This window comes from Mycobacterium sp. NGS26, assembly GCF_059813025.1.
The window spans coordinates 370,183-391,660 of the sequence record NZ_JCALDU010000002.1; the positions used below are offsets into that span (position 1 = coordinate 370,183).

The 21,478-nt window shown below is 68.5% G+C and carries 22 protein-coding genes and 1 pseudogene; 9 read left to right on the top strand and 14 right to left on the bottom strand.

The window, feature by feature from the left end; translation table 11 throughout:
• The first annotated feature begins 88 nt into the window (after window positions 1-88).
• The 3 genes from AC5Y6X_RS07900 to AC5Y6X_RS07910 are packed head-to-tail and all read left to right on the top strand — an operon-like array spanning window position 89 to window position 2,477.
• Window positions 89-994, top strand: coding sequence for an ABC transporter ATP-binding protein (locus tag AC5Y6X_RS07900; RefSeq protein ID WP_324680421.1), 906 nt, complete (start codon window positions 89-91; stop codon window positions 992-994).
• On the top strand, window positions 991-1,701 hold the full coding sequence (locus tag AC5Y6X_RS07905; protein ID WP_324680419.1) for a fluoroquinolone export ABC transporter permease subunit: 711 nt from the start codon (window positions 991-993) through the stop codon (window positions 1,699-1,701). Before AC5Y6X_RS07900 ends, AC5Y6X_RS07905 begins: the two co-directional genes overlap by 4 nt.
• Entirely contained in the window at window positions 1,701-2,477 is a 777-nt protein-coding gene (locus AC5Y6X_RS07910) for an Rv2686c family ABC transporter permease subunit (protein ID WP_324680658.1), read from the top strand. The genes AC5Y6X_RS07905 and AC5Y6X_RS07910 overlap by 1 nt, the downstream gene beginning before the upstream one ends.
• On the opposite strand, the gene AC5Y6X_RS07915 is transcribed toward AC5Y6X_RS07910, so the two are convergent.
• The 3 genes from AC5Y6X_RS07915 to AC5Y6X_RS07925 are packed head-to-tail and all read right to left on the bottom strand — an operon-like array spanning window position 2,444 to window position 5,542.
• Window positions 2,444-3,733 (bottom strand): ArsB/NhaD family transporter, encoded by a 1,290-nt coding sequence (locus AC5Y6X_RS07915; RefSeq protein ID WP_324680417.1) that lies wholly within the window; start codon window positions 3,731-3,733, stop codon window positions 2,444-2,446. The genes AC5Y6X_RS07910 and AC5Y6X_RS07915 overlap by 34 nt on opposite strands.
• 42 nt (window positions 3,734-3,775) lie before the next feature.
• Window positions 3,776-5,065 (bottom strand): ArsB/NhaD family transporter, encoded by a 1,290-nt coding sequence (locus AC5Y6X_RS07920; RefSeq protein ID WP_324680415.1) that lies wholly within the window; start codon window positions 5,063-5,065, stop codon window positions 3,776-3,778.
• 33 nt (window positions 5,066-5,098) lie between these two features.
• Window positions 5,099-5,542, bottom strand: a complete 444-nt coding sequence (locus AC5Y6X_RS07925) for a CBS domain-containing protein (RefSeq protein ID WP_324680656.1) — start codon at window positions 5,540-5,542, stop codon at window positions 5,099-5,101.
• A gap of 156 nt (window positions 5,543-5,698) precedes the next feature.
• On the opposite strand from AC5Y6X_RS07925, the gene dxs reads away from it, so the two are divergent.
• A complete protein-coding gene (gene dxs / locus AC5Y6X_RS07930; RefSeq protein ID WP_324680413.1) occupies window positions 5,699-7,624 on the top strand; it encodes a 1-deoxy-D-xylulose-5-phosphate synthase in 1,926 nt (641 codons plus the stop codon).
• Between the two features lie 4 nt (window positions 7,625-7,628).
• Here the strand turns inward: dxs and AC5Y6X_RS07935 are convergent, their stop codons facing one another.
• The 3 genes and pseudogenes from AC5Y6X_RS07935 to AC5Y6X_RS07945 form a co-directional block, all read right to left on the bottom strand.
• Window positions 7,629-8,906, bottom strand: a complete 1,278-nt coding sequence (locus AC5Y6X_RS07935) for an HRDC domain-containing protein (RefSeq protein ID WP_324680411.1) — start codon at window positions 8,904-8,906, stop codon at window positions 7,629-7,631.
• A gap of 1 nt (window position 8,907) precedes the next feature.
• Window positions 8,908-9,543, bottom strand: a pseudogene (locus AC5Y6X_RS07940) (DUF3000 domain-containing protein).
• A 99-nt stretch (window positions 9,544-9,642) separates the two neighbouring features.
• Window positions 9,643-10,455, bottom strand: a complete 813-nt coding sequence (locus AC5Y6X_RS07945; protein WP_324680407.1) for an enoyl-CoA hydratase/isomerase family protein — start codon at window positions 10,453-10,455, stop codon at window positions 9,643-9,645.
• A 54-nt stretch (window positions 10,456-10,509) separates the two neighbouring features.
• On the opposite strand from AC5Y6X_RS07945, the gene hemE reads away from it, so the two are divergent.
• Genes hemE through AC5Y6X_RS07965 form a run of 4 tightly spaced genes read left to right on the top strand, consistent with a single transcriptional unit; the run spans window position 10,510 to window position 14,391 of the window.
• Complete coding sequence (gene hemE / locus AC5Y6X_RS07950) at window positions 10,510-11,571, top strand: uroporphyrinogen decarboxylase (RefSeq protein WP_324680405.1); 1,062 nt, start codon at window positions 10,510-10,512, stop codon at window positions 11,569-11,571.
• On the top strand, window positions 11,568-12,935 hold the full coding sequence (locus tag AC5Y6X_RS07955; protein ID WP_324680403.1) for a protoporphyrinogen oxidase: 1,368 nt from the start codon (window positions 11,568-11,570) through the stop codon (window positions 12,933-12,935). Before hemE ends, AC5Y6X_RS07955 begins: the two co-directional genes overlap by 4 nt.
• A 5-nt stretch (window positions 12,936-12,940) precedes the next feature.
• Window positions 12,941-13,645, top strand: a complete 705-nt coding sequence (hemQ, locus tag AC5Y6X_RS07960; protein ID WP_324680401.1) for a hydrogen peroxide-dependent heme synthase — start codon at window positions 12,941-12,943, stop codon at window positions 13,643-13,645.
• The gene (locus AC5Y6X_RS07965; protein ID WP_324680399.1) at window positions 13,642-14,391 is read left to right on the top strand and encodes a class I SAM-dependent methyltransferase; all 750 of its coding nucleotides are present in this window, start codon (window positions 13,642-13,644) and stop codon (window positions 14,389-14,391) included. The genes hemQ and AC5Y6X_RS07965 overlap by 4 nt, the downstream gene beginning before the upstream one ends.
• Window positions 14,392-14,465: 74 nt before the next feature.
• Here the strand turns inward: AC5Y6X_RS07965 and msrB are convergent, their stop codons facing one another.
• Genes msrB through AC5Y6X_RS08000 form a run of 7 tightly spaced genes read right to left on the bottom strand, consistent with a single transcriptional unit; the run spans window position 14,466 to window position 20,409 of the window.
• The gene (gene msrB, locus AC5Y6X_RS07970; RefSeq protein ID WP_499985717.1) at window positions 14,466-14,873 is read right to left on the bottom strand and encodes a peptide-methionine (R)-S-oxide reductase MsrB; all 408 of its coding nucleotides are present in this window, start codon (window positions 14,871-14,873) and stop codon (window positions 14,466-14,468) included.
• Complete coding sequence (gene aftC / locus AC5Y6X_RS07975) at window positions 14,870-16,210, bottom strand: arabinofuranan 3-O-arabinosyltransferase (RefSeq protein ID WP_499985719.1); 1,341 nt, start codon at window positions 16,208-16,210, stop codon at window positions 14,870-14,872. The genes msrB and aftC overlap by 4 nt, the downstream gene beginning before the upstream one ends.
• Before the next feature lie 20 nt (window positions 16,211-16,230).
• Window positions 16,231-17,790: an alpha/beta fold hydrolase gene (locus AC5Y6X_RS07980; protein ID WP_499985720.1), complete on the bottom strand. Its 1,560-nt coding sequence runs from the start codon at window positions 17,788-17,790 to the stop codon at window positions 16,231-16,233.
• Window positions 17,791-17,815: 25 nt separating this feature from the next.
• Window positions 17,816-18,559 carry a pyrimidine reductase family protein gene (locus AC5Y6X_RS07985; RefSeq protein WP_499985721.1) on the bottom strand — a complete coding sequence of 248 codons (744 nt, stop codon included), beginning with the start codon at window positions 18,557-18,559 and terminating at the stop codon, window positions 17,816-17,818.
• Between the two features lie 21 nt (window positions 18,560-18,580).
• Window positions 18,581-19,144 (bottom strand): GNAT family N-acetyltransferase, encoded by a 564-nt coding sequence (locus AC5Y6X_RS07990; protein ID WP_499985723.1) that lies wholly within the window; start codon window positions 19,142-19,144, stop codon window positions 18,581-18,583.
• Window positions 19,132-19,641 carry a hypothetical protein gene (locus AC5Y6X_RS07995; protein WP_499985725.1) on the bottom strand — a complete coding sequence of 170 codons (510 nt, stop codon included), beginning with the start codon at window positions 19,639-19,641 and terminating at the stop codon, window positions 19,132-19,134. Before AC5Y6X_RS07995 ends, AC5Y6X_RS07990 begins: the two co-directional genes overlap by 13 nt.
• A gap of 21 nt (window positions 19,642-19,662) precedes the next feature.
• A complete protein-coding gene (locus AC5Y6X_RS08000; protein WP_499985726.1) occupies window positions 19,663-20,409 on the bottom strand; it encodes a Clp protease N-terminal domain-containing protein in 747 nt (248 codons plus the stop codon).
• Between the two features lie 118 nt (window positions 20,410-20,527).
• Between AC5Y6X_RS08000 and AC5Y6X_RS08005 the strand changes: the two genes are divergently transcribed.
• Window positions 20,528-20,860, top strand: coding sequence for a DUF732 domain-containing protein (locus AC5Y6X_RS08005; protein ID WP_324680381.1), 333 nt, complete (start codon window positions 20,528-20,530; stop codon window positions 20,858-20,860).
• On the opposite strand, the gene AC5Y6X_RS08010 is transcribed toward AC5Y6X_RS08005, so the two are convergent.
• Window positions 20,857-21,417: a hypothetical protein gene (locus AC5Y6X_RS08010; RefSeq protein ID WP_499985728.1), complete on the bottom strand. Its 561-nt coding sequence runs from the start codon at window positions 21,415-21,417 to the stop codon at window positions 20,857-20,859. The genes AC5Y6X_RS08005 and AC5Y6X_RS08010 overlap by 4 nt on opposite strands.
• Window positions 21,418-21,478: the final 61 nt, after the last annotated feature.

The following is a 21,478-nucleotide window of genomic DNA, read 5'->3' on the forward strand; positions in this document are numbered from 1 at the left end:
CGGCCGTTAACTATGCTGGCGACGGCGCTCCGGGAAGTCTGGTCGGAATCGGAATCTGTACCGCTTACCGGGAGGCATTGCGCGCATCATGCGGAACCTCGAGCCAGCAACACAAACCGCCGATGCCGGGACCGAGGTGATCGCGGTCCGGGGGCTCACCTTCACCTATCCGAAGGCGTCGACGCCGGCCGTGCGGGGCATGGACTTCAACGTCGGCCGCGGCGAGATCTTCGGGTTCCTGGGGCCCAGCGGCGCAGGAAAGTCGACCACACAGAAGCTGCTGATCGGCCTGCTCCGTGGATCTGGCGGCCAGGCGGCGGTATGGGGCCGCAGCCCGTGGGACTGGGGACCCGATTACTACGAGCGCATCGGCGTGTCCTTCGAGCTGCCCAACCATTACCAAAAACTCACGGGTATGGAGAACCTGCGCTTCTTCGCATCGCTCTATCGGGGCGCGACGGCCGACCCGATGCAGCTGCTGACTGCCCTCGGCCTGGCTGACGACGCTCACATCCGAGTCGGGAAGTACTCCAAGGGCATGCAGATGCGGCTGACGTTCGCCCGCGCCCTCATCAACAACCCCGAGCTGCTGTTCCTCGACGAGCCCACGTCGGGACTGGACCCCGTAAATGCCCGCACGGTCAAGAACATGATCCTGGATCTGAAGGCGTGCGGGCGCACAGTGTTTCTCACCACACACGACATGGCGACCGCAGACGAGCTGTGCGATCGAGTCGCTTTTGTCGTCGACGGAACGATCGTCGCACTCGACACCCCGGCCGAACTTAAGATCGCTCGGAGCAAGCGGGTTGTCCGCGTCGAATATCGCGGCGAGCGCGGTGGTCTCGAGGCGGCCGATTTCGCCATGGACTGCCTGGCCGACGACCCGGCTTTCCACGTGTTATTGAGGAACCGGCACGTTGAGACGATCCATAGCAGGGAAGCCAGCCTCGACGACGTCTTCGTCGAGGTCACAGGCAGGCGCTTGACATGACTCGGCTGACCAGTGCCGTGCGGCTAGAGCTGATCCTTCAAGTCCGGCAACGCTTCTTGCACGCGGCGTTTTTCTCCGGCCTGATCTGGCTGGCGGTGCTGCTGCCAATGCCAGCTGGTCTGCGCCGGGCCGCCGAGCCTTACATCTTGTCGGGCGACACCGCCATCATCGGGTTCTTCTTCATCGCCGGGACAGTGTTCTTCGAAAAGCAAGAACGCACGCTGGGCGCCGTCATTTCCACTCCGCTGCGGTTCACCGAATACTTGATAGCCAAACTGGCTATACTGCTTGGTGTTTCGCTGTCGGTAGCGGTGGTGGTCGTATCGATCGCGCACCGATCCGCCTACCAAGTCGCACCCATGCTTTTCGGTGTTGCGCTGGGAACGCTGCTGATGCTGCTGGTGGGATTCACCACCTCGCTGCCGTTCGCCTCGATCAGTGATTGGTTTCTGGCCGCCACGATTCCACTGGCCGTGATGAATCTGCCGATCCTGGATCTGTCGGGCGTGTGGCCGAATCCGGTGCTGTACCTTATCCCCACCCAGGGACCGCTGTTACTGCTCGGCAACGCCTTCGACCAGATCCATCTCGCGGCGTGGCAAGCAGCGTATGCCGTCGCTTATCCGGTGCTATGCATGGCCGGATTGTGCTGGGTGGCGAAGGTGTCGTTTTTCCGTTATGTCGTCGCAAAGTCCGGCGGCGTGTGATGGTAACGGCACGGGCGTTGGCCGCGTTCGGGCGCAACGACATTCGCGGCACCTATCGGGATCCCCTACTGGTCATGGTCGTCGTCGCCCCCGTCATCTGGACCATCGGCGTCGCCGTGCTGACTCCGCGCGTGACCGCGCTGCTCGCGCGCCGCAACGGGTTTGACCTGGTGCCGTACTACCCGTTGGTCCTGACCGCGTTTCTGTTGCTAACCAGCATTATCATCGTCGGGGCGCTGGCCGCCTTCCTGGTGCTGGACGAGGTCGATGCCGGCACCTTGACCGCGCTGCGGGTCACCCCGGTCCCGGTGTCGACATTCTTCGCCTATCGGGCTGCCACGGTCCTCGTGTTGACCACCGTTTATGTTGTCGCGACAATGTCGTTCAGTGGGCTGCTGAAACCCGGCCTGCTCCCGGCGCTGATCCCGATCGGCCTGCTTGCCGGGCTGTCGTCGGTGGTGAGCCTGCTGCTGATCATCGCCGTGGCGAACAACAAGATTCAAGGTTTGGCGATGGTCCGCGCCCTCGGCATGCTGATCGCCGGTCTACCCTGCCTGCCTTGGTTCATTCATTCTGGGTGGAACCTCGCATTCGGCGTTCTCCCGCCCTACTGGGCCGCCAAGGCGTTCTGGGTGGCCAGCGATCGCGGCACGTGGTGGCCGTATCTCGTTGTGGGACTGGTGTATAACTTGGCCATTGCGTGGGCGCTGTTCGGCCGGTTCCGCGCCAAACAGACCGGCGCTCAGCCCAGCACGAAATACCGCAGCCACAGGTAGATCGCCGCAAGACCGAGCGAGATGACGGTGACCACAATGCCTTTGCGCGTGAATTCCCAGAAGGAAATGGGTTCGCCGACACGCCGGGCGATTCCCAGCATCACGACATTGGCACTGGCTCCGACGGCTGTCAGGTTTCCGCCGAAGTCGGCGCCCAGCGCCAGCGCCCACCACAGGGAGTCGGGGTTGACGTGACCTGGCATGGCCGCGGTGAGTTCGGTGACGATCGGCGCCATCGTCGCAACGTAGGGAATGTTGTCGATAATGCCCGACACCGGTGCGGAGATGCCCAGTATCAGGAACACGGCGAGTGTTTCATTGCCGCCGGTGAATTCCGTGGCCGCGTGTGCCACCTTATCGATCACGCCGGTCTTCACCAGGGCGCCGACCATGATGAACAGACCGGCGAAGAACAGCAGGGTCTCCCACTCCACGCTGGACAGGTAATCGGACCGTTCCAGCCCAGAGATCACGATGAGGACGCCGGCGCCGAGCAGCGCCACGATCGACGGCTGCAAATGCAGTACGGGATGGGCGATGAAGGACGCGAATACCAGCAGCAGGACAACCCCACACTTGGCGAGCAGGCGGCGATTGCGAAGGGCCTCGCCCTCGTCCAGCGACATGACCTCGGCGACGCGTTCGGAATCGACCGCGAACGAGCCCCGGAATAGCAGGGGCAACAGGGCGACGAAGACGGCCATCACAAGCAGCACGATCGGGGCGAGATGCACCAGAAAATCGTTGAACGTCAACCCCGCCCGGCTGGCGATGATGATGTTCGGGGGATCACCCACTAGCGTGGCCGCGCCGCCGATGTTGGCAGCGAACACCTCGGCCATCAGAAACGGCGCCGCCTTGAGCGCCAACCTCTCGCACACCAGCAGCGTGACTGGCGCAATGAGCAACACTGTGGTGACGTTGTCCAGCAGCGCCGAACCGAGCGCCATCACTAATACCAACAGGATCATCACGCGCAACGGGGAGCCGCGGGCGCGTTTGGCAGACCAGATCGCCACATATTCGAAGACGCCGGTTTGGCGTAGCACGCTGACGATGATCATCATGCCGAGAAGCAAAAAGATGACGTCCCAATCGATTCCGGTCTTGTGGGAATAGAAGACGTCGTCGGAATTGATTGCCGGCAGGGCGACCATGATCGCCGCGCCGGCCAGCGCAGCCAGGGTCTTGCTGATGCGATCGCTGGCGATAAGCGCATAGATGACAACAAACACCGTGATCGCGATGGCGCTCATCGATTACCCTCCATTGATCCAGACACGGGACTACCCATCGCGTCAGCTGAAAAGGAGGTAGCGGAGCCACAGGTAGATGGCCGAGAGCGCAAGGGAGATCGCGGTGACCACGGCACCCTTGCGGGTGAAGTCCCAGAAAGAAATCGGACTCTCGGAACGAGCGGCGATTCCCAAGACAACCACGTTGGCGCTGGCGCCGACCGCGGTGAGATTGCCGCCGAAATCGGTGCCGAGCGCAAGGGCCCACCACAGGACATCCGGGTTGGCCTGGCCTACCAGGGCCGGGGCCAAATCCCCGACGATAGGTGCCATTGTCGCGGCGTAAGGAACATTGTTGACGAACCCGCTGATCACCAGCGACGCCGCCAGGATCACCATGGTCGCTACCAAAGCGTTGCCGCCGGTGACGGTGATCGCCAGGCGCGCGAGCTGTTTGACAATGCCCGTCTTGACCAGAGCGCCCACCATGATGAACAGCCCGGCGAAGAACAGCAGCGTTTCCCACTCGACATTGGACAAGTAGTCGGAATGCTCCAGCTTGGACACCAGGATCAGGACGCCGGCGCCTAACATCGCCACGATGGACGGCTCCATGTGCAGCGCCGAATGCGCGATGAACCCCGCGAAGACCGCGACCAACACGACACCGCAGGCGATGAGCAGCCTGTGGTCGCGAATCGCCTCCTTCTCTTCCAGTGACATGACGTCGGCAACGCGCTCGGGTTCGACGGTGAAGGCACCCCGAAAAAGCCGCGGCAACAACGCGATCAGGACGGCCGTCACGATAATCACGATCGGCGCCAGGTGGATCAGGAAGTCGTTGAAGGTCAGGCCGGCCTTGCTGGCGATGATGATGTTGGGCGGGTCGCCAACCAACGTCGCCGTGCCTCCGATATTCGATGCGAAAGCCTCGGCGATCAGAAACGGCGCAGGGTTGATTGCCAGACGTTCGCACACCAGCAGGGTGACCGGAGCGATCAACAACACTGTGGTGACGTTGTCCAGCAGAGCCGATGCGATCGCGGTGACCAGTACCAACAGAATCATGACGCGCAGCGGGGACCCGTGGGCGCGTTTGGCGGACCAGATCGCGACGTACTCAAAGACGCCGGTTTGGCGTAGCACGCTGACGATGATCATCATGCCGAGAAGCAAAAAGATTACGTCCCAGTCGATTCCGGTCTCGTGGGAATAGAAGACGTCGCCGGAATTTATGATCGGCAAGAGCACCACGATCGCGGCGCCCGTCAGCGCTACCAGCGTTTTGCTGACACGGTCACTGGCGATCAGCGCATACGCGACCACGAACACGACGACCGCGACAACGCTCATCGATTGTCCTGTGTGCTCAATGCTTTGGGGGTATCAGTGTTTCAGCGCCGCAGCCAAGAGACGTGAAGCCGTAATGACGCCGACCAGTGTCTTGTCCTTGACCACCGCGATCAGCGGGCTTCTCAGCCGCGCCATGAGCGCCGCCACCTCGATGATGGTGTCGTCGGCATCGGCCGGAGGTATGTCGACCAAATGGTCCGGCAACACGTCGCGCACTTTCTTACCGCTCAGTTTTTCCCCGCAGCGGTCGGCCATCGATTCGTTGAGCACTCCGGCCAGCGAGGGATCGTCTTGCACGTAACGGGGCACGATGAACCTAACAACCTGAGAGGCAGGTAGTACCGCGTAGGGGCTACCCGAGGTGTCGGTGACCAGGAGCCCGGGCAGGCTGTGCTCCGCGAGCATCCGGGCAGCGTCCAACGCGTTCGCTTCGATGTTGACGGCCGGAAATTCCTCGGCGATGTCCTCGGCGCGCATAAGGCGACGATACGTCTGCAAGGTCACGGCGGTGTGCTCGATGCCAATGCTCACGGCGTACTCCGGGCTCGCTGGACAATCCCGCCGACCAGGCTTCCCGGCACACCGTGCACTGACGCTACCAAAGGTGCCGCGGCCGCTGCGTAGACTGACGGGATGCTGGAACAGATCCGCGGGCCCGCTGATCTGCAGCACCTTTCCCAACAGCAGCTCCGCGATCTGGCCGTTGAGATTCGCGAGTTTCTGATCCACAAGGTCGCTGCCACCGGGGGGCATTTGGGACCCAATCTGGGCGTCGTCGAGTTGACCCTGGCGCTGCACCGGGTGTTCGACTCACCTCACGACCCGATCATCTTCGACACCGGGCACCAGGCCTACGTGCACAAGATGCTGACGGGACGCTGCCACGACTTCGAGTCCCTGCGCAAGAAGGGCGGGCTGTCGGGGTATCCGTCGCGCGCCGAGAGCGAACACGACTGGGTGGAGTCCAGCCACGCCAGCGCCGCGCTGTCCTATGCCGACGGCCTGGCCAAGGCGTTCGAGCTGACCGGGCACCGCAACCGGCACGTGGTCGCGGTGGTCGGCGACGGCGCCCTGACCGGCGGCATGTGCTGGGAGGCGCTGAACAACATCGCCGCCTCGCGCCGCCCGGTGATCATCGTCGTCAACGACAACGGCCGCAGCTACGCGCCCACCATCGGCGGCGTGGCCGACCACCTGGCCACGCTGCGCCTGCAGCCCGCCTACGAGCAGGCGCTGGAGAAGGGCCGCGACGTGGTGCGCTCGATGCCGCTCATCGGTGAGATCGCCTACCACTTCATGCACAGCGTCAAGGCGGGCATCAAGGACTCCCTGTCGCCGCAGCTGCTGTTCACCGACCTCGGCCTGAAGTACGTCGGCCCGGTCGACGGCCACGACGAGCGCGCGGTGGAGGTCGCGCTGCGCCGGGCCCGCGGCTTCGGCCGCCCGGTGATCGTGCACGTCGTCACCCGCAAGGGCATGGGGTACGCCCCGGCCGAGGACGACGAGGCCGAACAGATGCATTCCTGCGGCGTGATCGACCCGGCCACCGGCAAGGCCACCAAGATCGCCGGCCCGGGCTGGACGAAGGTCTTCGCCGAAACGCTGATCGAGTACGCCAAGGTGCGGCGCGACATCGTGGCGATCACCGCGGCGATGCCCGGCCCCACCGGGCTGGCGGCATTCGGGCAACGGTTCCCGGATCGGCTGTTCGACGTCGGCATCGCCGAGCAGCACGCGATGACGTCGGCGGCCGGGCTGGCGATGGGCGGCATGCACCCGGTGGTGGCCATCTACTCGACGTTCCTCAACCGGGCGTTCGACCAGATGATGATGGACGTGGCGCTGCACCGGCTGCCCGTCACCATGGTGCTCGACCGGGCGGGGGTCACCGGTTCGGACGGGCCCAGCCACAACGGCATGTGGGACCTGTCGATCCTGGGCATCGTCCCGGGGATGCGGGTGGCCGCGCCCCGCGACGCCACCCGCTTGCGGGAGGAGCTGGGTGAGGCGCTCGACGTCGAGGATGGCCCGACGGCTCTCAGATTTCCCAAAGGCGATGTGGGCGAGGACATTCCGGCCCTGGAGCGGCGCGGGTCGGGCGTCTCGGGCGTCGACGTGCTCGCGGCGCCGGCCCCCGGGTTGAACCACGACGTGCTGCTGGTCGGTGTCGGCGCGTTCGCGTCGATGGCGTTGGGGGTGGCCAAGCGGCTGCACAACCAGGGGATCGGTGTGACGGTGATCGACCCGCGTTGGGTGCTGCCGGTGTCCGACGCCGTCCTGGAGCTGGCGGCGGCGCACAAGTTGGTCGTCACGCTCGAGGACAACGGCGTCAACGGCGGGGTGGGCTCGGCGGTGTCGGCCGCGCTGCGGCGTGCCGAGATCGACGTGCCGTGCCGCGACGTCGGGCTGCCGCAGGAGTTCTACGAGCACGCCTCGCGCGGCGAGCTGCTGGCCGACCTGGGCCTGACCGACCAGGACGTGGCCCGCCGCATCACCGGCTGGGTCGCGGCGCTGGGCGCCAGCGTTGCCGAGGCGGAGATCCGCGAGCCCCTCGACTGACGGATTAATCCTCGTCCGGCGGCTGCAACGCCCGCGCCAATGCGGGGTCGACGAGTTCCCGCTGCCACGCCCGCGCCTGCCCGGCGCGCAGGAACTCGTCGACGGCCGTCGGGGCGTCGGGCGCCGGCTCCCACTCCCAGCACAGCCGTCGCACCAGCTCGGGCGAGACCAGGTTCTCCGTCGGGACCCCCACCCGCTCCGACACCTCCCACAGCGCGGCCCGGGCTGCCTCCAGCCGGGCGGCGGCCTCCGGCTTGCGCCTGCTCCAGCGCGCCGGCGGGGGCGGCCCGTTGGGCGCCTCCACCTCGTCCGGCCGATCCCGGCTTTCCCGGGCCGCTTCCAGCGCCGCCAGCCACATTGCGGCGCTGCGACGCTGGTTGCGCCCGCCGAACACGGGCAGCGCCACGAGGTCGTCGACCGTCTTCGGATCCGCGAGGGCGGCGTCGATGATGGCCGAGTCGGGCAGAATGCGCCGGGGCGCGATGTCGCGGCGCGCCGCGATTCGGTCCCGCGCGGTCCACAACTCGCGGACCGCGGCCAGGCCGCGCGAATCGCGCACCCGGTGGATCCCCGACGTTCGCCGCCAGCGCTCGCGCCGCGTCGCGGGCCCCGCCTCCCTGGGCTCCGCCGCCCGCAGGTAGTCGAATTCCTGTGCGGCCCAATCGGTTTTACCCTGCTCGGCCAGGATTCCCGAGATCGCCTCGCGCAGTTCGATGAGCAGCTCCACGTCGAGGGCGGCGTAGTTGAGCCATTCGGCGGGCAGCGGGCGCTTGGACCAGTCGGCGGCGCCGTGGCCCTTGGCCAGGCCGAGACCCAGCAGCCGCTGCACCATGGTCGCCAGGTTCACCCGTTCGAACCCGGCCAGCCGTCCCGCCAGCTCGGTGTCGTACAGCGCCGGCGGCCGCATGCCGACCTCGGCCAGGCAGGGCAGGTCCTGATCGGCGGCGTGCAGGATCCATTCGTCGGAGCCGAGCACCTCGGCGACGGGCCGCAGCGCGGTCAGCGGGTCGGCGCCGTGGCTGACCGGGTCGATGAGCACGGTGCCGGCCCCGGTCCGGCGAATCTGGATCAGGTAGGCCCGGTTGGAGTAGCGGAAACCCGATGCGCGCTCGGCGTCGACGGCAAACGGCCCGCGCCCGGAGTCCAGCAGTCGCGCGGCCGCCTCGATCTCGCCGACGGTGACGGAGAGGCGCGGTATGCCCTCGGCGGGGTGCAGCAGCGGCGTGGGGCTGGGCTCGGTGCCGTCGGGCCCGTCGGGCCTGTCGGCCGCCGGTTCGCCCATGTCAGGCGCGTGACCGCGAGCCCAAATCGGTGACCCCGGCCGGTGGTAGGCCCGCGGCGTGCTCCAGCACGTCGCAGAACGCCTTGACATGGACTCCGACCTCGGGGTTCGTCGCCGTCCACGATGCCCGCAGCTCGAGCTGGTGGGCGCGGGGCGGTCCGGAGATGTCGCCGTAGCGCACCGAGGTGGTGGCGGTGACGGTGCCGCCGAGAGCGGTGACGTTGTTGGTGTGCGACTCCAGCGCATCGACCAGCCAGCTCCACGCCACCTCCGGCAGCAGGGGGTCGACGGCCTCGCTGGGGTCCAGGTCGGCCTGGATGTAGGCGACCAGGCGGATGTTGCCGTCCCAGGCGTCGGCGCCGTCCGGGTCGTACAGCAGGATCAGCCGGCCGAAGGCGTCGCCCTCGGAGCGCTCGGGGACGACCTCGAGGTCGGGGTGCTTGACCTCGGCCCCGAGCGCGTAGCTGTAGGGCGCCAGGCGCTGCGGCGGCCGGATGGGGCCCAGCTCGATCTCCGGCCGTGCGGTGACGGCGTTCATCGCCGCGACCGCCTCGCGGAATGGGGCCGGTTCAGTCGAGGTCAACGGCGCCGCTCCTCCTCGTCGCTCCCGCTCTGCATCGTCGCAGGCGCGGGTCACAGCGTTTGACGGTAGACCCATGGGTCGACACGCCGAAACAGGCGCGCCGATTCCCGCGCCCGTCGCGACCAACCCGTTACCCACGCTCATCGAGCCTGCTCAGCCGCCACTTCCGTCGGAAAATCGGGCCGGGCGCTTCTCGCGATGCGCGGCCAGGCCTTCCTGCACGTCGGGCCCGCTGAAGCTGAGGAACTCCAGGCCGAGCGACGTCTCGAAGGTGGGGCCGAACATGCGGTACCAGTGGTTCAGGCTGTGCTTGGTCCAGCGGATCGCGTTCTGGGCGCCCTGCGCCAGGTTCTCGGCGAGCCGGGTCGCGGTGGGCAGGACGTCGTCGTCGTCGACGCAGGTGGAGACCAGGCCGATGCGCTCGGCCTCCTCGCCCAGCAGCGTCTCGCAGGTGAGCAGGTAGTACTTGGCCTTGGCCATGCCGACCAGCAGCGGCCAGCAGATCGCGGCGTGGTCGCCCGCCGCCACCCCGAGCTTGGTGTGCCCGTCGATGAGCTTCGCGGTCCGGCCCGCCACCGAGATGTCGGCGAGCAGCGCGACCACCAGGCCGGCGCCGACGGCCGGGCCGCGGATCGCCGAGACCACCGGCTTGTCGAAGTTGACCATGTTGAGCACCAGATCGCGGGCCTCGCGCATGATGCGGATCCGGCCGTCATAGTCGCCGATGGTCTCCGCGATCAGGTCGAAGCTGCCGCCGGAGGAGAACGACTTGCCCTCGCCGCGCACCAGCACCACCCGCACGGCGGGGTCGCGATCGAGCACCGGCCAGACGTCGGCGAGGTCGCGGTGCATCTGCGGCCCGACCGAATTCAGCCCGGGCGCGTCGAGAACCAGCGTCAGCACGCCGTTGTCGCCGGGTTCGAAGCGGAGGCTGGGGAATCCGTCGTAACTGATCGGCTGGGTCATTTTCGAGTCGTTCCTAAGCGGTCGTTGCTAAGCGTCATGGCAGCATTGAGCTCGATGAGTTCTCGCCGTGACCTTACCGAGTCGCCGTACCTGGCCGCCGTCACCGGCCGCAAGCCCAGCCGGGTGCCGGTGTGGTTCATGCGGCAGGCCGGCCGCTCGCTGCCCGAGTACCGGGCGCTGCGCGAACGGCACAGCATGCTGGCGGCGTGCTTCGAGCCCGAGGTGGCCTGCGAGATCACCCTGCAGCCGATCCGCCGCCACGGCGTGGACGCGGCGATCCTGTTCTCCGACATCGTGGTGCCGCTGCGCGCCGCGGGCGTCGAGCTGGACATCGTCGCCGACGTGGGCCCGGTGATCGCGCACCCGGTGCGCGCCGGCGCCGACATCGACGCCATGAAACCCCTTGACCCGCAGGCGATTCAACCGATCTGCGAGGCGGTTTCGCTGCTGGTCGGCGCGCTTGGCGAGGTGCCGCTGATCGGTTTCGCCGGCGCCCCCTTCACGCTGGCGTCCTACCTGGTCGAGGGCGGCCCCAGCCGCAACCACGCCCGCACCAAGGCGATGATGCTGGCCGAACCGGCGAGCTGGCACGCGCTGATGTCGAAGCTGACCGATCTCACGATCGCGTTCCTGCGCGGCCAGATCGGCGCCGGGGTGGACGCCATCCAGGTGTTCGACTCGTGGGCCGGGACGCTGTCGCTGGCCGACTACCGCCAATACGTGCTGCCGCACAGCTCGCGGGTGTTCGCCGCGCTGGCCGAGCACGGCGTGCCGATGACGCACTTCGGGGTCGGCACCGCCGAGCTGCTGGGCGCGATGTCGGCGGCCCTCAAGCCGGCCACGGCGACGGTGGTCGGGGTGGACTGGCGAACCTCGTTGAGCGACGCCGCCGCCCGCGTCGAGCCCGGGACCGCGTTGCAGGGCAACCTCGACCCGGTGGTGCTGCTGGCCGGGTGGCCGGTGACGGAACGCGCCGCGCGGGCCGTCGTCGACGACGGGCGCCGTGCCGTCGACGCCGGCGCCGCGGGTCACGTCTTCAACCTCGGCCACGGGGTGTTGCCGGAGACCGATCCCGGCGTGCTGACCGACCTGGTAGCACTGGTCCACTCGCTATGAGCCCACGCTCGTATTGCGTTGTGGGCGGCGGAATCTCGGGCTTGACGGCGGCCTACCGGCTGCGCGCGGCGGCCGGTGACGACGCGGCCATCACGCTGTTCGATCCCGCCGACCGGCTCGGCGGGGTGCTGCGCACCGAGCCGGTCGCCGGGCGGCCGATGGACCTGGGCGCCGAGGCGTTCGTGCGGCGCCGGCCCGAGGTGCCGGCGCTGCTGGCCGAGCTGGGCCTGTCGGGGCGCCAACTGGCCACCACCGGCGCCCGGCCGCTGATCTACAGCCGGCGGGAGTTGCATCCGCTGCCGGCGGACACCGTCGCCGGGATTCCGTCGTCGGCGTCGTCGCTGGCCGGATTGGTCGACGACGCGACGCTCGCGCGGATCGACACCGAACCCTCCCGCACGTTCGCTTGGCGCCCGGGCGGCGACCCCGCGGTGGCCGACCTGGTGGGCGACCGGTTCGGCGAGCAGACCGTGGCCCGGTCGGTGGACCCGCTGCTGGGCGGGGTGTACGCGGGCTCGGCGGCGACCATCGGGCTGCGCGCGGCCGCGCCCAGCGTGGCGGCGGCGCTGGACCGCGGCGCCCCCAGCCTGACCGACGCGGTCCGGCGGGGGTTGCCCCCGGCGACCGGCGCGCCCGTGTTCGGGGCGATCGACGGCGGCTACCGGGTGCTGGTCGACGAGCTCGTCGGGCGCGGCCGGCCGCGTTGGATCCGGGCCGCGGCGGAGCGGATCGAGCGGGCCGGCCGCGGCTGGGCCCTGCTCGACGACAGCGGCGCCTCTTGGGACGCCGACGCGGTGATCCTCGCGGTTCCCGCGCCGCGGGCGGCGCGCCTGGTGGCCGAGGTCGCCCCGCGCAGCTCCGCCGCCGCCGGCCGGATCGGCAGCGCGTCGTCGGTGGTGGTGGCGCTGGCCGTGCCCGCCGACACCCCGTTCCCGGAGTGCTCCGGCGTGCTGGTGGCCAGCCGAGAGCCGTTGCACGCCAAGGCGATCACGCTGTCATCCAAAAAATGGGGGCGCAAGTGGGGTATAGCCGGGGACGTCCAATTCCTGCGGCTCTCCTTCGGGCGGTTCGGCGACGACGTGGCGGCCAGCGCTTCCGATGAGGAGCTGCTGGCCTGGGCGGTGAGCGACCTGGCCGACGTGTTCGGCCTGACCGTCGACCCCGTCGACGCCCGCGTCCGGCGCTGGATCGACGCCATGCCCCAGTACGGGCCCGGCCACGCCGAGCTGGTCGCCGAGGTCCGCGCCGGCCTGCCGCCGGGGCTCGCCGTGGCCGGCAGCTACCTGGACGGCATCGGTGTGCCGGCTTGTATCGGCGCGGCCGGGCGCGCGGTCGAGGCGCTCGATGCGGAAGTGGCACGATAGGTTTCATGGCCAAACTCGCGAAACTCGACTACGACGCCCTGAACTCGCAACTTCGCTATCTCATGTTCTCGGTGTTCGCGGTGCGGCCCGGCGTCCTCGGTGAACAACGCGACCCCGTGACCGACGAGGCAGCCCGGTTTTTGAAGCAACAGGAGGAGCGCGGGGTCGTGGTGCGCGGCCTCTACGACGTGGCGGGCCTGCGGGCCGACGCCGACTTCATGATCTGGACGCACGCCGAGCGGGTCGAGGCGCTGCAGGCCACCTACGCCGACTTCCGGCGCACCACCACGCTGGGCCGCGCCTGCTCGCCGGTGTGGAGCGCCGTGGCGCTGCACCGGCCGGCCGAGTTCAACAAGAGCCACATCCCGGCGTTCCTGGCCGGCGAGGAGCCCGGCGCCTACATCTGCGTGTATCCGTTCGTGCGGTCCTACGAGTGGTACCTGCTGCCCGACGAGGAGCGCCGCCGCATGCTGGCCGAGCACGGCATGGCCGCCCGCGGGTACAAGGACGTCCGGGCCAACACGGTGCCGGCGTTCGCGCTCGGCGACTACGAATGGATCCTGGCCTTCGAGGCGCCCGAGCTGGACCGCATCGTCGACCTGATGCGCGAGCTGCGGGCCACCGACGCCCGGCGCCACACCCGCGCGGAGACACCGTTTTTCACCGGTCCGCGGATGCCGGTCGAGCAACTGGTGAACGCGCTGCCATGACGGCCCAATTCGACCCGACCGATCCCGAGCGGTTCGAGCAGATGTACCGCGACGACCGGCGCTCGCACGGCCTGCCCACCGCCACGCCGTGGGACATCGGCGGCCCGCAGCCGGTGGTCCAGCAGCTGGTCGCCGTGGGCGCGGTCAAGGGCGAGGTGCTCGACCCGGGCACCGGTCCGGGTCACCACGCGATCTACTACGCGTCCAAGGGCTACTCGGCAACCGGGATCGACGGGTCGGCGGCCGCGCTGGAGCGGGCCCGGGAGAACGCGCGGAAGGCCGGGGTGTCGGTGAACTTCCAGCAGGCCGACGCGACCAAGCTGGACGGGCTGGACAACCGGTTCGACACCGTCATCGACTGCGCCTTCTACCACACCTTCAGCACGGACCAGGAACTGCAGAAGTCGTATGTGCAGGCGCTGCGCCGGGCCACCAGGCCGGGAGCGCGGCTCTACATGTTCGAGTTCGGCGAGCACGACGTCAACGGCTTCAAGATGATGCGGTCGTTGTCCGAGGACGATTTCCGCGACGTGCTGCCGGTCGGCGGCTGGGAGATCACCTACCTGGGCACCACCACCTACCAGGTCAACATGAGCGTCGAGACCATCGAGCTGATGGCGCAGCGCAATCCCGACATGGCCGAGCAGGCGCAGAACCTGCTGGACCGGTTCCGGGCGATGGAGCCGTGGCTGGAGGGCGGCCGGGTGCACGCCCCGTTCTGGGAAGTGCACGCCACGCGGGTCTGACCCCATTCGCCGCGAGACTGTAACTGGCGACGCGTTTCGCGAGTAGCGCCGTCGTGGAATACAGTTTCGCGGCGCTATTGGGCCGGGACTAACCTCAGCGAGATCGAGTTGATGCAATACCGCTGATCGGTCGGCGTCGGATAACCCTCGCCGGTGAACACGTGACCCAGGTGGCTGTGGCAGTTGGCGCACAGCACCTCGGTGCGCGTCGTCCCCATCGAATGGTCGGGACGCAGGACCACCGCGTCGGAGTTCGCCGGGTCGAAGAACGACGGCCAGCCGCAGTGCGACTCGAATTTCTCTGTGCTGCGGAACAATTCGGCACCGCAGGCCCGGCACTGGTAGACGCCTTCGGTTTTCGTGTCGGTGTACTCACCGGTGAACGGCCGCTCGGTTCCCGCGCGACGGAGCACCTGAAACTCCTCGGGCGTGAGCTTCTGACGCCACTCGTCGTCGCTCAGTTGCAGCTTCGGCCCTGTCAATTTGCGCCACTCCTCCTCATCGCTTCGCTCTGCATCGTCGCTGGCGCCGATACGTCCACGCTAGCGCGCTGCCGCTCGGCCGTCAGCCACGCCGGATCGATGCCGCCGTCCAGCCGGTCCTCGGCCTTGGCGTCGGAATAGCGGAAGTACAGGACGGTGAACACCACGATCAGCAGCAGCGACCAGCCGTAGGTGATCTTCAGGTATTCCAGGGCGCGGCCGTATCTCATCCAGTTGAACAGCAGCCAGCGGTCCAGCGTCATGAAGCCGTAGATCCCCAGCCACGCCGGCCAGCTGCGGATCAGCGAATTCGGCAGCACCACCGTCATCAGGAACGGGAACAGCATCATCGAGTAGTAGCCCTGCGCCAGCGGCAGCGCCAGCCAGGACCACAGCAGTAGCACCCCCGCCGAGTTGGTGAACCAGAACCGCGGGTCGCGGGTGCGGTAGTAGCGATACAGCAGCCACAGGGCGCCGATCGCGATCAGCGTGAACAGGATTCGCATGAACACGATCAGCCACGTGGGCAGGCCGAAATAGACCCCGTTGCCGCCGATGGAGCTGTTGAAGTAGTCGCGGGTGCTGCGGATGTACGGCACGGTGCGGGTGACGAAGTCCATCGGGTCGCTGACCAACGGCCACGCGGCCACGTTGAACACCACCGGAACGACGACGGCGGCCACCACCGCCCGCCACTGCCGGTTGAGCAGCGGCAGCAACAGCAGCGGCAACAGCAGGGGTTTGACCACCAGCGTCAGCCCGATCGCCGCGCCGGCCCACCATTGATGACCGGTCCGCCCGTCTAGCAGCCACCGCAGGAACAGCATCTCGGCCAGCAGCACGCAGCCGTTGACGTTGGTGAACACCAGCGAATTGGTCACGGTCTCGGTGCAGAACATGGCCAGCAGCAGGGCGGGGGCGGCCACCGAGGACAGCGTGTAGTTGAACAGCCGCAGCAACAGGTACCAGGCGATCAGGATGGCCACGGTGTTGATCAGGATGAACAGGTAGCGCGACGGCGCGAACGGCAGGTATCCGAACGGCGCCATCAGCAGCGTGCCGCCCGGCGGATACAGGTAGTGCGGGTCGACGTAGTCGAAGTGCTCGTTGTAGATATCCCAGCCGTGCCGGAAGTTCAGCACCGCGCGGTAGACCGGCTTGAAGTCGTCGGTGATGTTGCCGTTGGTGGTGACCACGATGCTGCGGTGCAGCACCGACAGGATGGCCACCGGCCACAGCGCCGACCGCAATATCGTCGCGGTGCTCGGTGCGCCGGTGCGGGGGCGGAAAGCGTCGCGGAATGCGTCCAGGAGCGCGGTCACCAGCGCACCGTACACCGGCCGGACGGGCCCAACTATCAGGCGGGGCAGTAGGTGTCGGTTCCGGGCAGCTTGCCGCTGTTGAGATAGCCGATCAGCGGCGGGACCGCACACGGCGAGTAGATGCTGGCGCCGTGGCCGATGCCCTGCCACATCACCCGCTTGCTGGCGGCGTTGGCGTTGATGATGGTGGCCGCGGTCGCGGCGATCCCCTCGCTGCCCACGATCGGGTCGTTCTGCACGCCCGCCAGCAGGACGTCGAGCTTGAGCTTCTTCGGCGGTGCCGGCGGCGAACCTGTCGGCCAGTGCACGCATTTGACCAAGTTGAGCGCGGCGACCGTGCCGAACTGCGGGTAGAGCTTCCCCCACGCCACGACCAGTTCGCGAACCCGGTCCGGGGTGGGGCGGTTGATCGCGTCGCTGCAGGAGTTGACGAACTGGCCGTCGGAGTCCTGGGTGGCGTCGGCGTGGTTGATCAGGCTGTTCAGCTGGTTGGCGTCGCCCGAGCGGGCCGCCGCCAGCGCGTTGGCCAGGCTGGTGGTGGCGCCGACGCGGCCGCCGGAGGGGAAGCCCAGCGCGACGGTGATGGCGTTGGCGACCTGGGCCACCGACGCGCCGCCGGGCCCCCTGCCCGCCCGGGCGTCGGCCAACAGCGCGCCGACGGCGCCCTTGGGGTCGGGGCCCAGCGCGCAGTTCACCGCCAGGCACTGCGCGGCGAACGCGTCCAGCGCGGCCTGCTGGCCCTTGACCTGTTGCTCGGCGGCCGCCTCGGCGTTGACCCCCAAGGCAATTGGCGAGTCGAGGATCAATCGGGCGACCTTGTCGGGCCGCGACGCGGCGTAGGCCAGCGCCACCTGGGCGCCGTTGCCGACGCCGACCAGCGCGACGGCGGGCACGTCCCACAGGCTGCGCAGCCGCTCGATGTCGGAGGCGGCGTGCGCGTTGTCGTAGGCCGCGTCGCCGGGCCCGATGGCGTCGGTGCAGTTCGTGGTCGCGGTGTTGGAGATGTCGGAGAGGTTGGCGACGGGATCGTCGCCGGTCTGGAATTGCGCCTGGTCGCGCATCGCCTGCCGGGCGAAGTGATCCCGGCAGTCGATCGGGTTCGACATGCCCATGCCGCGACGGTCGACGGCGACGATGGGACGCGTCTGCAGCACGTCACCGCCCGCCTGGGACAGCCACACCGGCAGCTGCGCCGAGGACGGCAGGTCGGACCCGGTGGTGAAAACCAGCGGGCCGGCGTCCTTGGGGGTCTGATCCGACCGGGCGCGGACCACGCCGATGGTCACGGTCCCCGAGCCGCCGTTGACCGGGTCGAGGTCGGCGTCGTAGTTGGCGCAGTCCAGCCGGATCCCCGGCGCGGGGCGCAGCGCCGCGTCGTTGAAGAGCTGCGACGTGCAGTCGTGCCAGGACAGGTCGTTCTTGGGCGCCGCGATCGGCGGCGGGCCAGCCGGCGCCGGCTTGCTGGTGGCCGCGCCCTGCGGGCGGGCGCCGGAGTTGGTGGCAAACCGCGGGTCCGCACCCAGGCCCGGGACGCAGCCGGCCACCACGACGCTCACCGCGACCAGGATCGGGGCGGACGCGCTGAGCCGGCTCATGCCGACCACAGTAGCTTCGGCTTTTTCAGGCCTTCACGTAGCGGGTGTACAGGTAGCCGGAGTCGTCGGTGAGGATGTGCGCGCAGCGCATCCGGGTCATCAATTGGCCCGGGCCGGTCGCGATGCGCCGGGCCAGGCCGCCGACCAGGTAGGGCGCGATGGTCAGGCACAGCTCGTCGAGCAGGTCGCGCTGGACGAACGTGCCGAGCAGCATCGGGCCGCCCTCGGTCAGGACGCGGCGCATGCCGCGCGCCCCGAGGTGCGCCAGCAGTGCGGCCTCGTCGACCTTGCCCGGATCGCTGCCCGAGCAGTCGATCACCTCGGCGAGACCGGACAGCATGCGGCGCGTCTCGTCGGCGGCCGCCGTGCAGGTCAACACCAGCGGGGGCACCTCGGTGCGGGTGAACACCCCCATGTCGCGGTCGAGGCGACCGGACTTGGTCACGATCGCCAGCTGCGGGAGCTCGCTCTGCCCGCGGGCCTGCCGGCCCTGGCGCTGGGCGGCGCCCAGCTGCGCGCCCGAATACCCCTCGACGCGCACCGTGCCCGCGCCGACCACGATGACGTCGGCGAGCTCGCGCAGCAGGTTGAAGACGAACCGGTCGCCGGGCCCCGCCATCGTGCCGGTCTTGCCGTCGGCGGTGGCGCCGCCGTCCACGCTGGCGATGAAGTTCGCCCGCACCCAGGTTTGGTCGGGATAGGCGTACAGCTGGAGGAGTTCGCTCTCGTCGAGATCGCGTGTCGACCCGAGAAGCGTCAGCGGGGGCATGGGCTTGATTGCAGCACGCCGCTACAGTTCCCGCATGCACGGGTCCGCGTCCGGCCGGATGGCCCGCCTCGTGGACCGCACCCGGCGGGCCATGACGAAGTCGTCTTCGCGGCCGGCGCCCACCCGAAACACCCTGGTGCCGTTGATCTCGAAGCCACTCTTGGCGTAGAAGCGTTGTGCGCGTTGATTTTTCTGGTTGACGCCCAGCCAGATGCGGCGCACGCCCCAGTCGGCGGCGACGGCCAGCGCGCGTTCCATCAACGCCGTCGCGACCCCGGCGCCGTGAAAGTCGGGCAGCACATACATCTTCGACAGCTCGGCGGTGGCGCCCTCGTCGTCGTCGCGAATCAGCATGGCGTAACCGATAATTCGGCCGTCGCGGTGCGCGGTGAGCACCGCACGCCGCGGGTCGGCCAGGTACTCCGCGAAGCGCCCCGCCGACAGGTGGTCGTCGATGAACGACGCGATGTCCTCCGGCGCCATCGAGGGCGGACACGCCAACGGGAAGGTGCGCGCGGCCACCGCGGCCAGCTCGTCGACGGAATCCGTTGTGGCGCAGTCGATCTGCAGCGTCAGAGGTTCCACTGCGCGAGATGCTGGCCCGTCTTCTTGTCCAGCAGCACGACATTGGAGACCGGGTCGCGGTAGGCGTCCCAGTACACGCCGCCGCGGACGATCGCGCCGTTGGGCGCGTTCACGAGCACGTTGTCCAGCGCATCGGGCGCATCCGTTGCCCGCGGCTTGTACGCGTCGGCGAACGGCGTCACCCCGTCGAAGCTGAAGGTGGTGGCCATGATGTACGGGTTGGGCACCCGGATGGCGCGGACCGTCACGTCGGCGCGGTTGGGGGTGCTGCCGGGGAAGCTCTTGATCGGAACGCCGCTGCGGGTGTAGCCGAATCCGGGCGGCGGGTCGCAGGGGGTCACGCTGCTGACGGTGACGTCGGCGACATAGGTGTCGGTGCTCACCCGCAGGGTGTCGCCGACGTGGCCGATCGGTGCGTCGCCGGCCCACGCGCGCGGTGCGGACAGGCTCGCGGCGGCGACGAGGAGGGTGGACAGGGCGACCAGCCAGCGGTGCATCTTCGCATGATTGCACACGCGCTATGGCGAAGGGGAGGCCTTCTTGCCGCTGCTCAGCGATTCGAGCGCGGCGACCAGGTCGACGTGGACGCGTTCCTTGTCGACGCCGGCTCGGTGCAGCGGCCCTTCAACGGAAGAGCCGCCCTCGAGTTCGAGCAGGGCCAGCAGCAGATGCTCGGTGCCGATGTAGTTGTGGCCGAGCCGAAGCGCCTCGCGGAAAGTCAGTTCGAGGACCTTGCGCGCCGGGCCGCTGAACGGGACGAGCCCGGGCGGCTCGGCGGTGGCCGGGGGCAGCGTTATGGAGGCACGAACCGCGTCGACGTCAACCTGCTGCCTTTGCAGCAGCAGCGTGGCCAGCGCGCCCGGATCGCCGAGCACGCCGAGCAGCAGGTGGTCCGGGGTGATCTCGTCGTTGGCCGCCTCGTGCGCGGCGTTTTGGGCCGCGACGACGGCGCTGCGGGCCCGGGGGGTGAAGCGCCCGAAGCCCTGCTCGAAGTCGAGGGTGGTGGCCTCGGCCTTCGGGACGAACCGCTTCTGCGCGGCCTGCTTGGTGACGCCCATGCTCTTGCCGATGTCGGTCCAGGAGGCCCCCGAGCGGCGCGCCTGGTCGACGAAGTGCCCGATCAGATGGTCGGCGATCTCACCCAGATGCTCGGCCGCAAGCACCGCGTCGGCCAGTTGGTCCAGCGCGTCGGTGTGCACCCGCTTGATGGCGTCGATCATCTCGTCGAGGCGGACCGGATAGGAGATGGGCGTGGGATCGGGCATGCCGTCAACGGTAGGTTGACGACGCCGGGGTTGTCAACCGGGGGTTGACGTTGCCGGTTTGCCGCACTTTGCCGCACGAGATGCGGGCCGGAACCCGCTCTGGGAGAATCTGTGAGCCATGAAGCTACTCCTGACCCTGGCCAGCTGTGCCGCGATGATCGGCATGGCCGCGCCCGCGTACGCCGACAGCACCGACGACTCGTTCATCGCCTCGCTCAAGGCGGCGGGCATCAGCTATTCCGACCCGGATGCGGCCGTCGGCGCGGGTAAATGGGTGTGCGACAAGGTAAACGGCGGCACGGACATGTCGACCGTCGTCAAGACGCTCACGACCAAGAACGCATCACTGAACCCGGACAAGGCCAGCAAGTTCGCGGCGATCGCCGCCAACGCGTACTGCCCGGACGCGGTCTCGGCCACCAGCTCGGCCAGCCCCGACACCCCGTCCTAACGGCCGGGCGCCCGGCCCAGCTCCAGCGGCCCCAGGCCGGGAACGGTGCGCGGAGGCGTCGTGACGGATCGCCGCTTGCGCCAGTGGCCGGCCCGCGAGAGCCGCCGATCGGCGGCCCACTTCCACTCGTAGACGTCCGGCGTGCCCAAATTCCACGCGAGCGCCGCCATTCGCATGGCGCCGCGGGCCTCCATCCAGCTGGCTATCAACCAGACTCGGTCCAGGTCCTCCTCGGCAACCTCGAAACCCCACGACATTTCCTCGTCGTCGCAGCCCATCGACGGGCGTATCGCGGGTTTGGGCGTCGACACGTCGAACCGGTTGCCGTCGGCCTCGAGGTCCAGCCCCACCTCGTAGCGCACGACCGGTCCCGCCATCCGCAGCCGCACCTCGAGCCGGGCGAGGTTCTTGCGGCGCGGCGCGAGCCGATCGATGACCATCACGACGCCGTCGGCGTGCGGTTTGTTGTGCTGTGCCCGTGGCCGATTCGCGAGCGCGACCAACCCGAGCACGGCGATGATGCCGACGAAGACGTCGAGGACGATGATGGCAGCCACGTCGCTCTAGATAACACGATCCGGACTCGCGTCGCCCGCCCGGGCTCTGCGAGAATCGGGG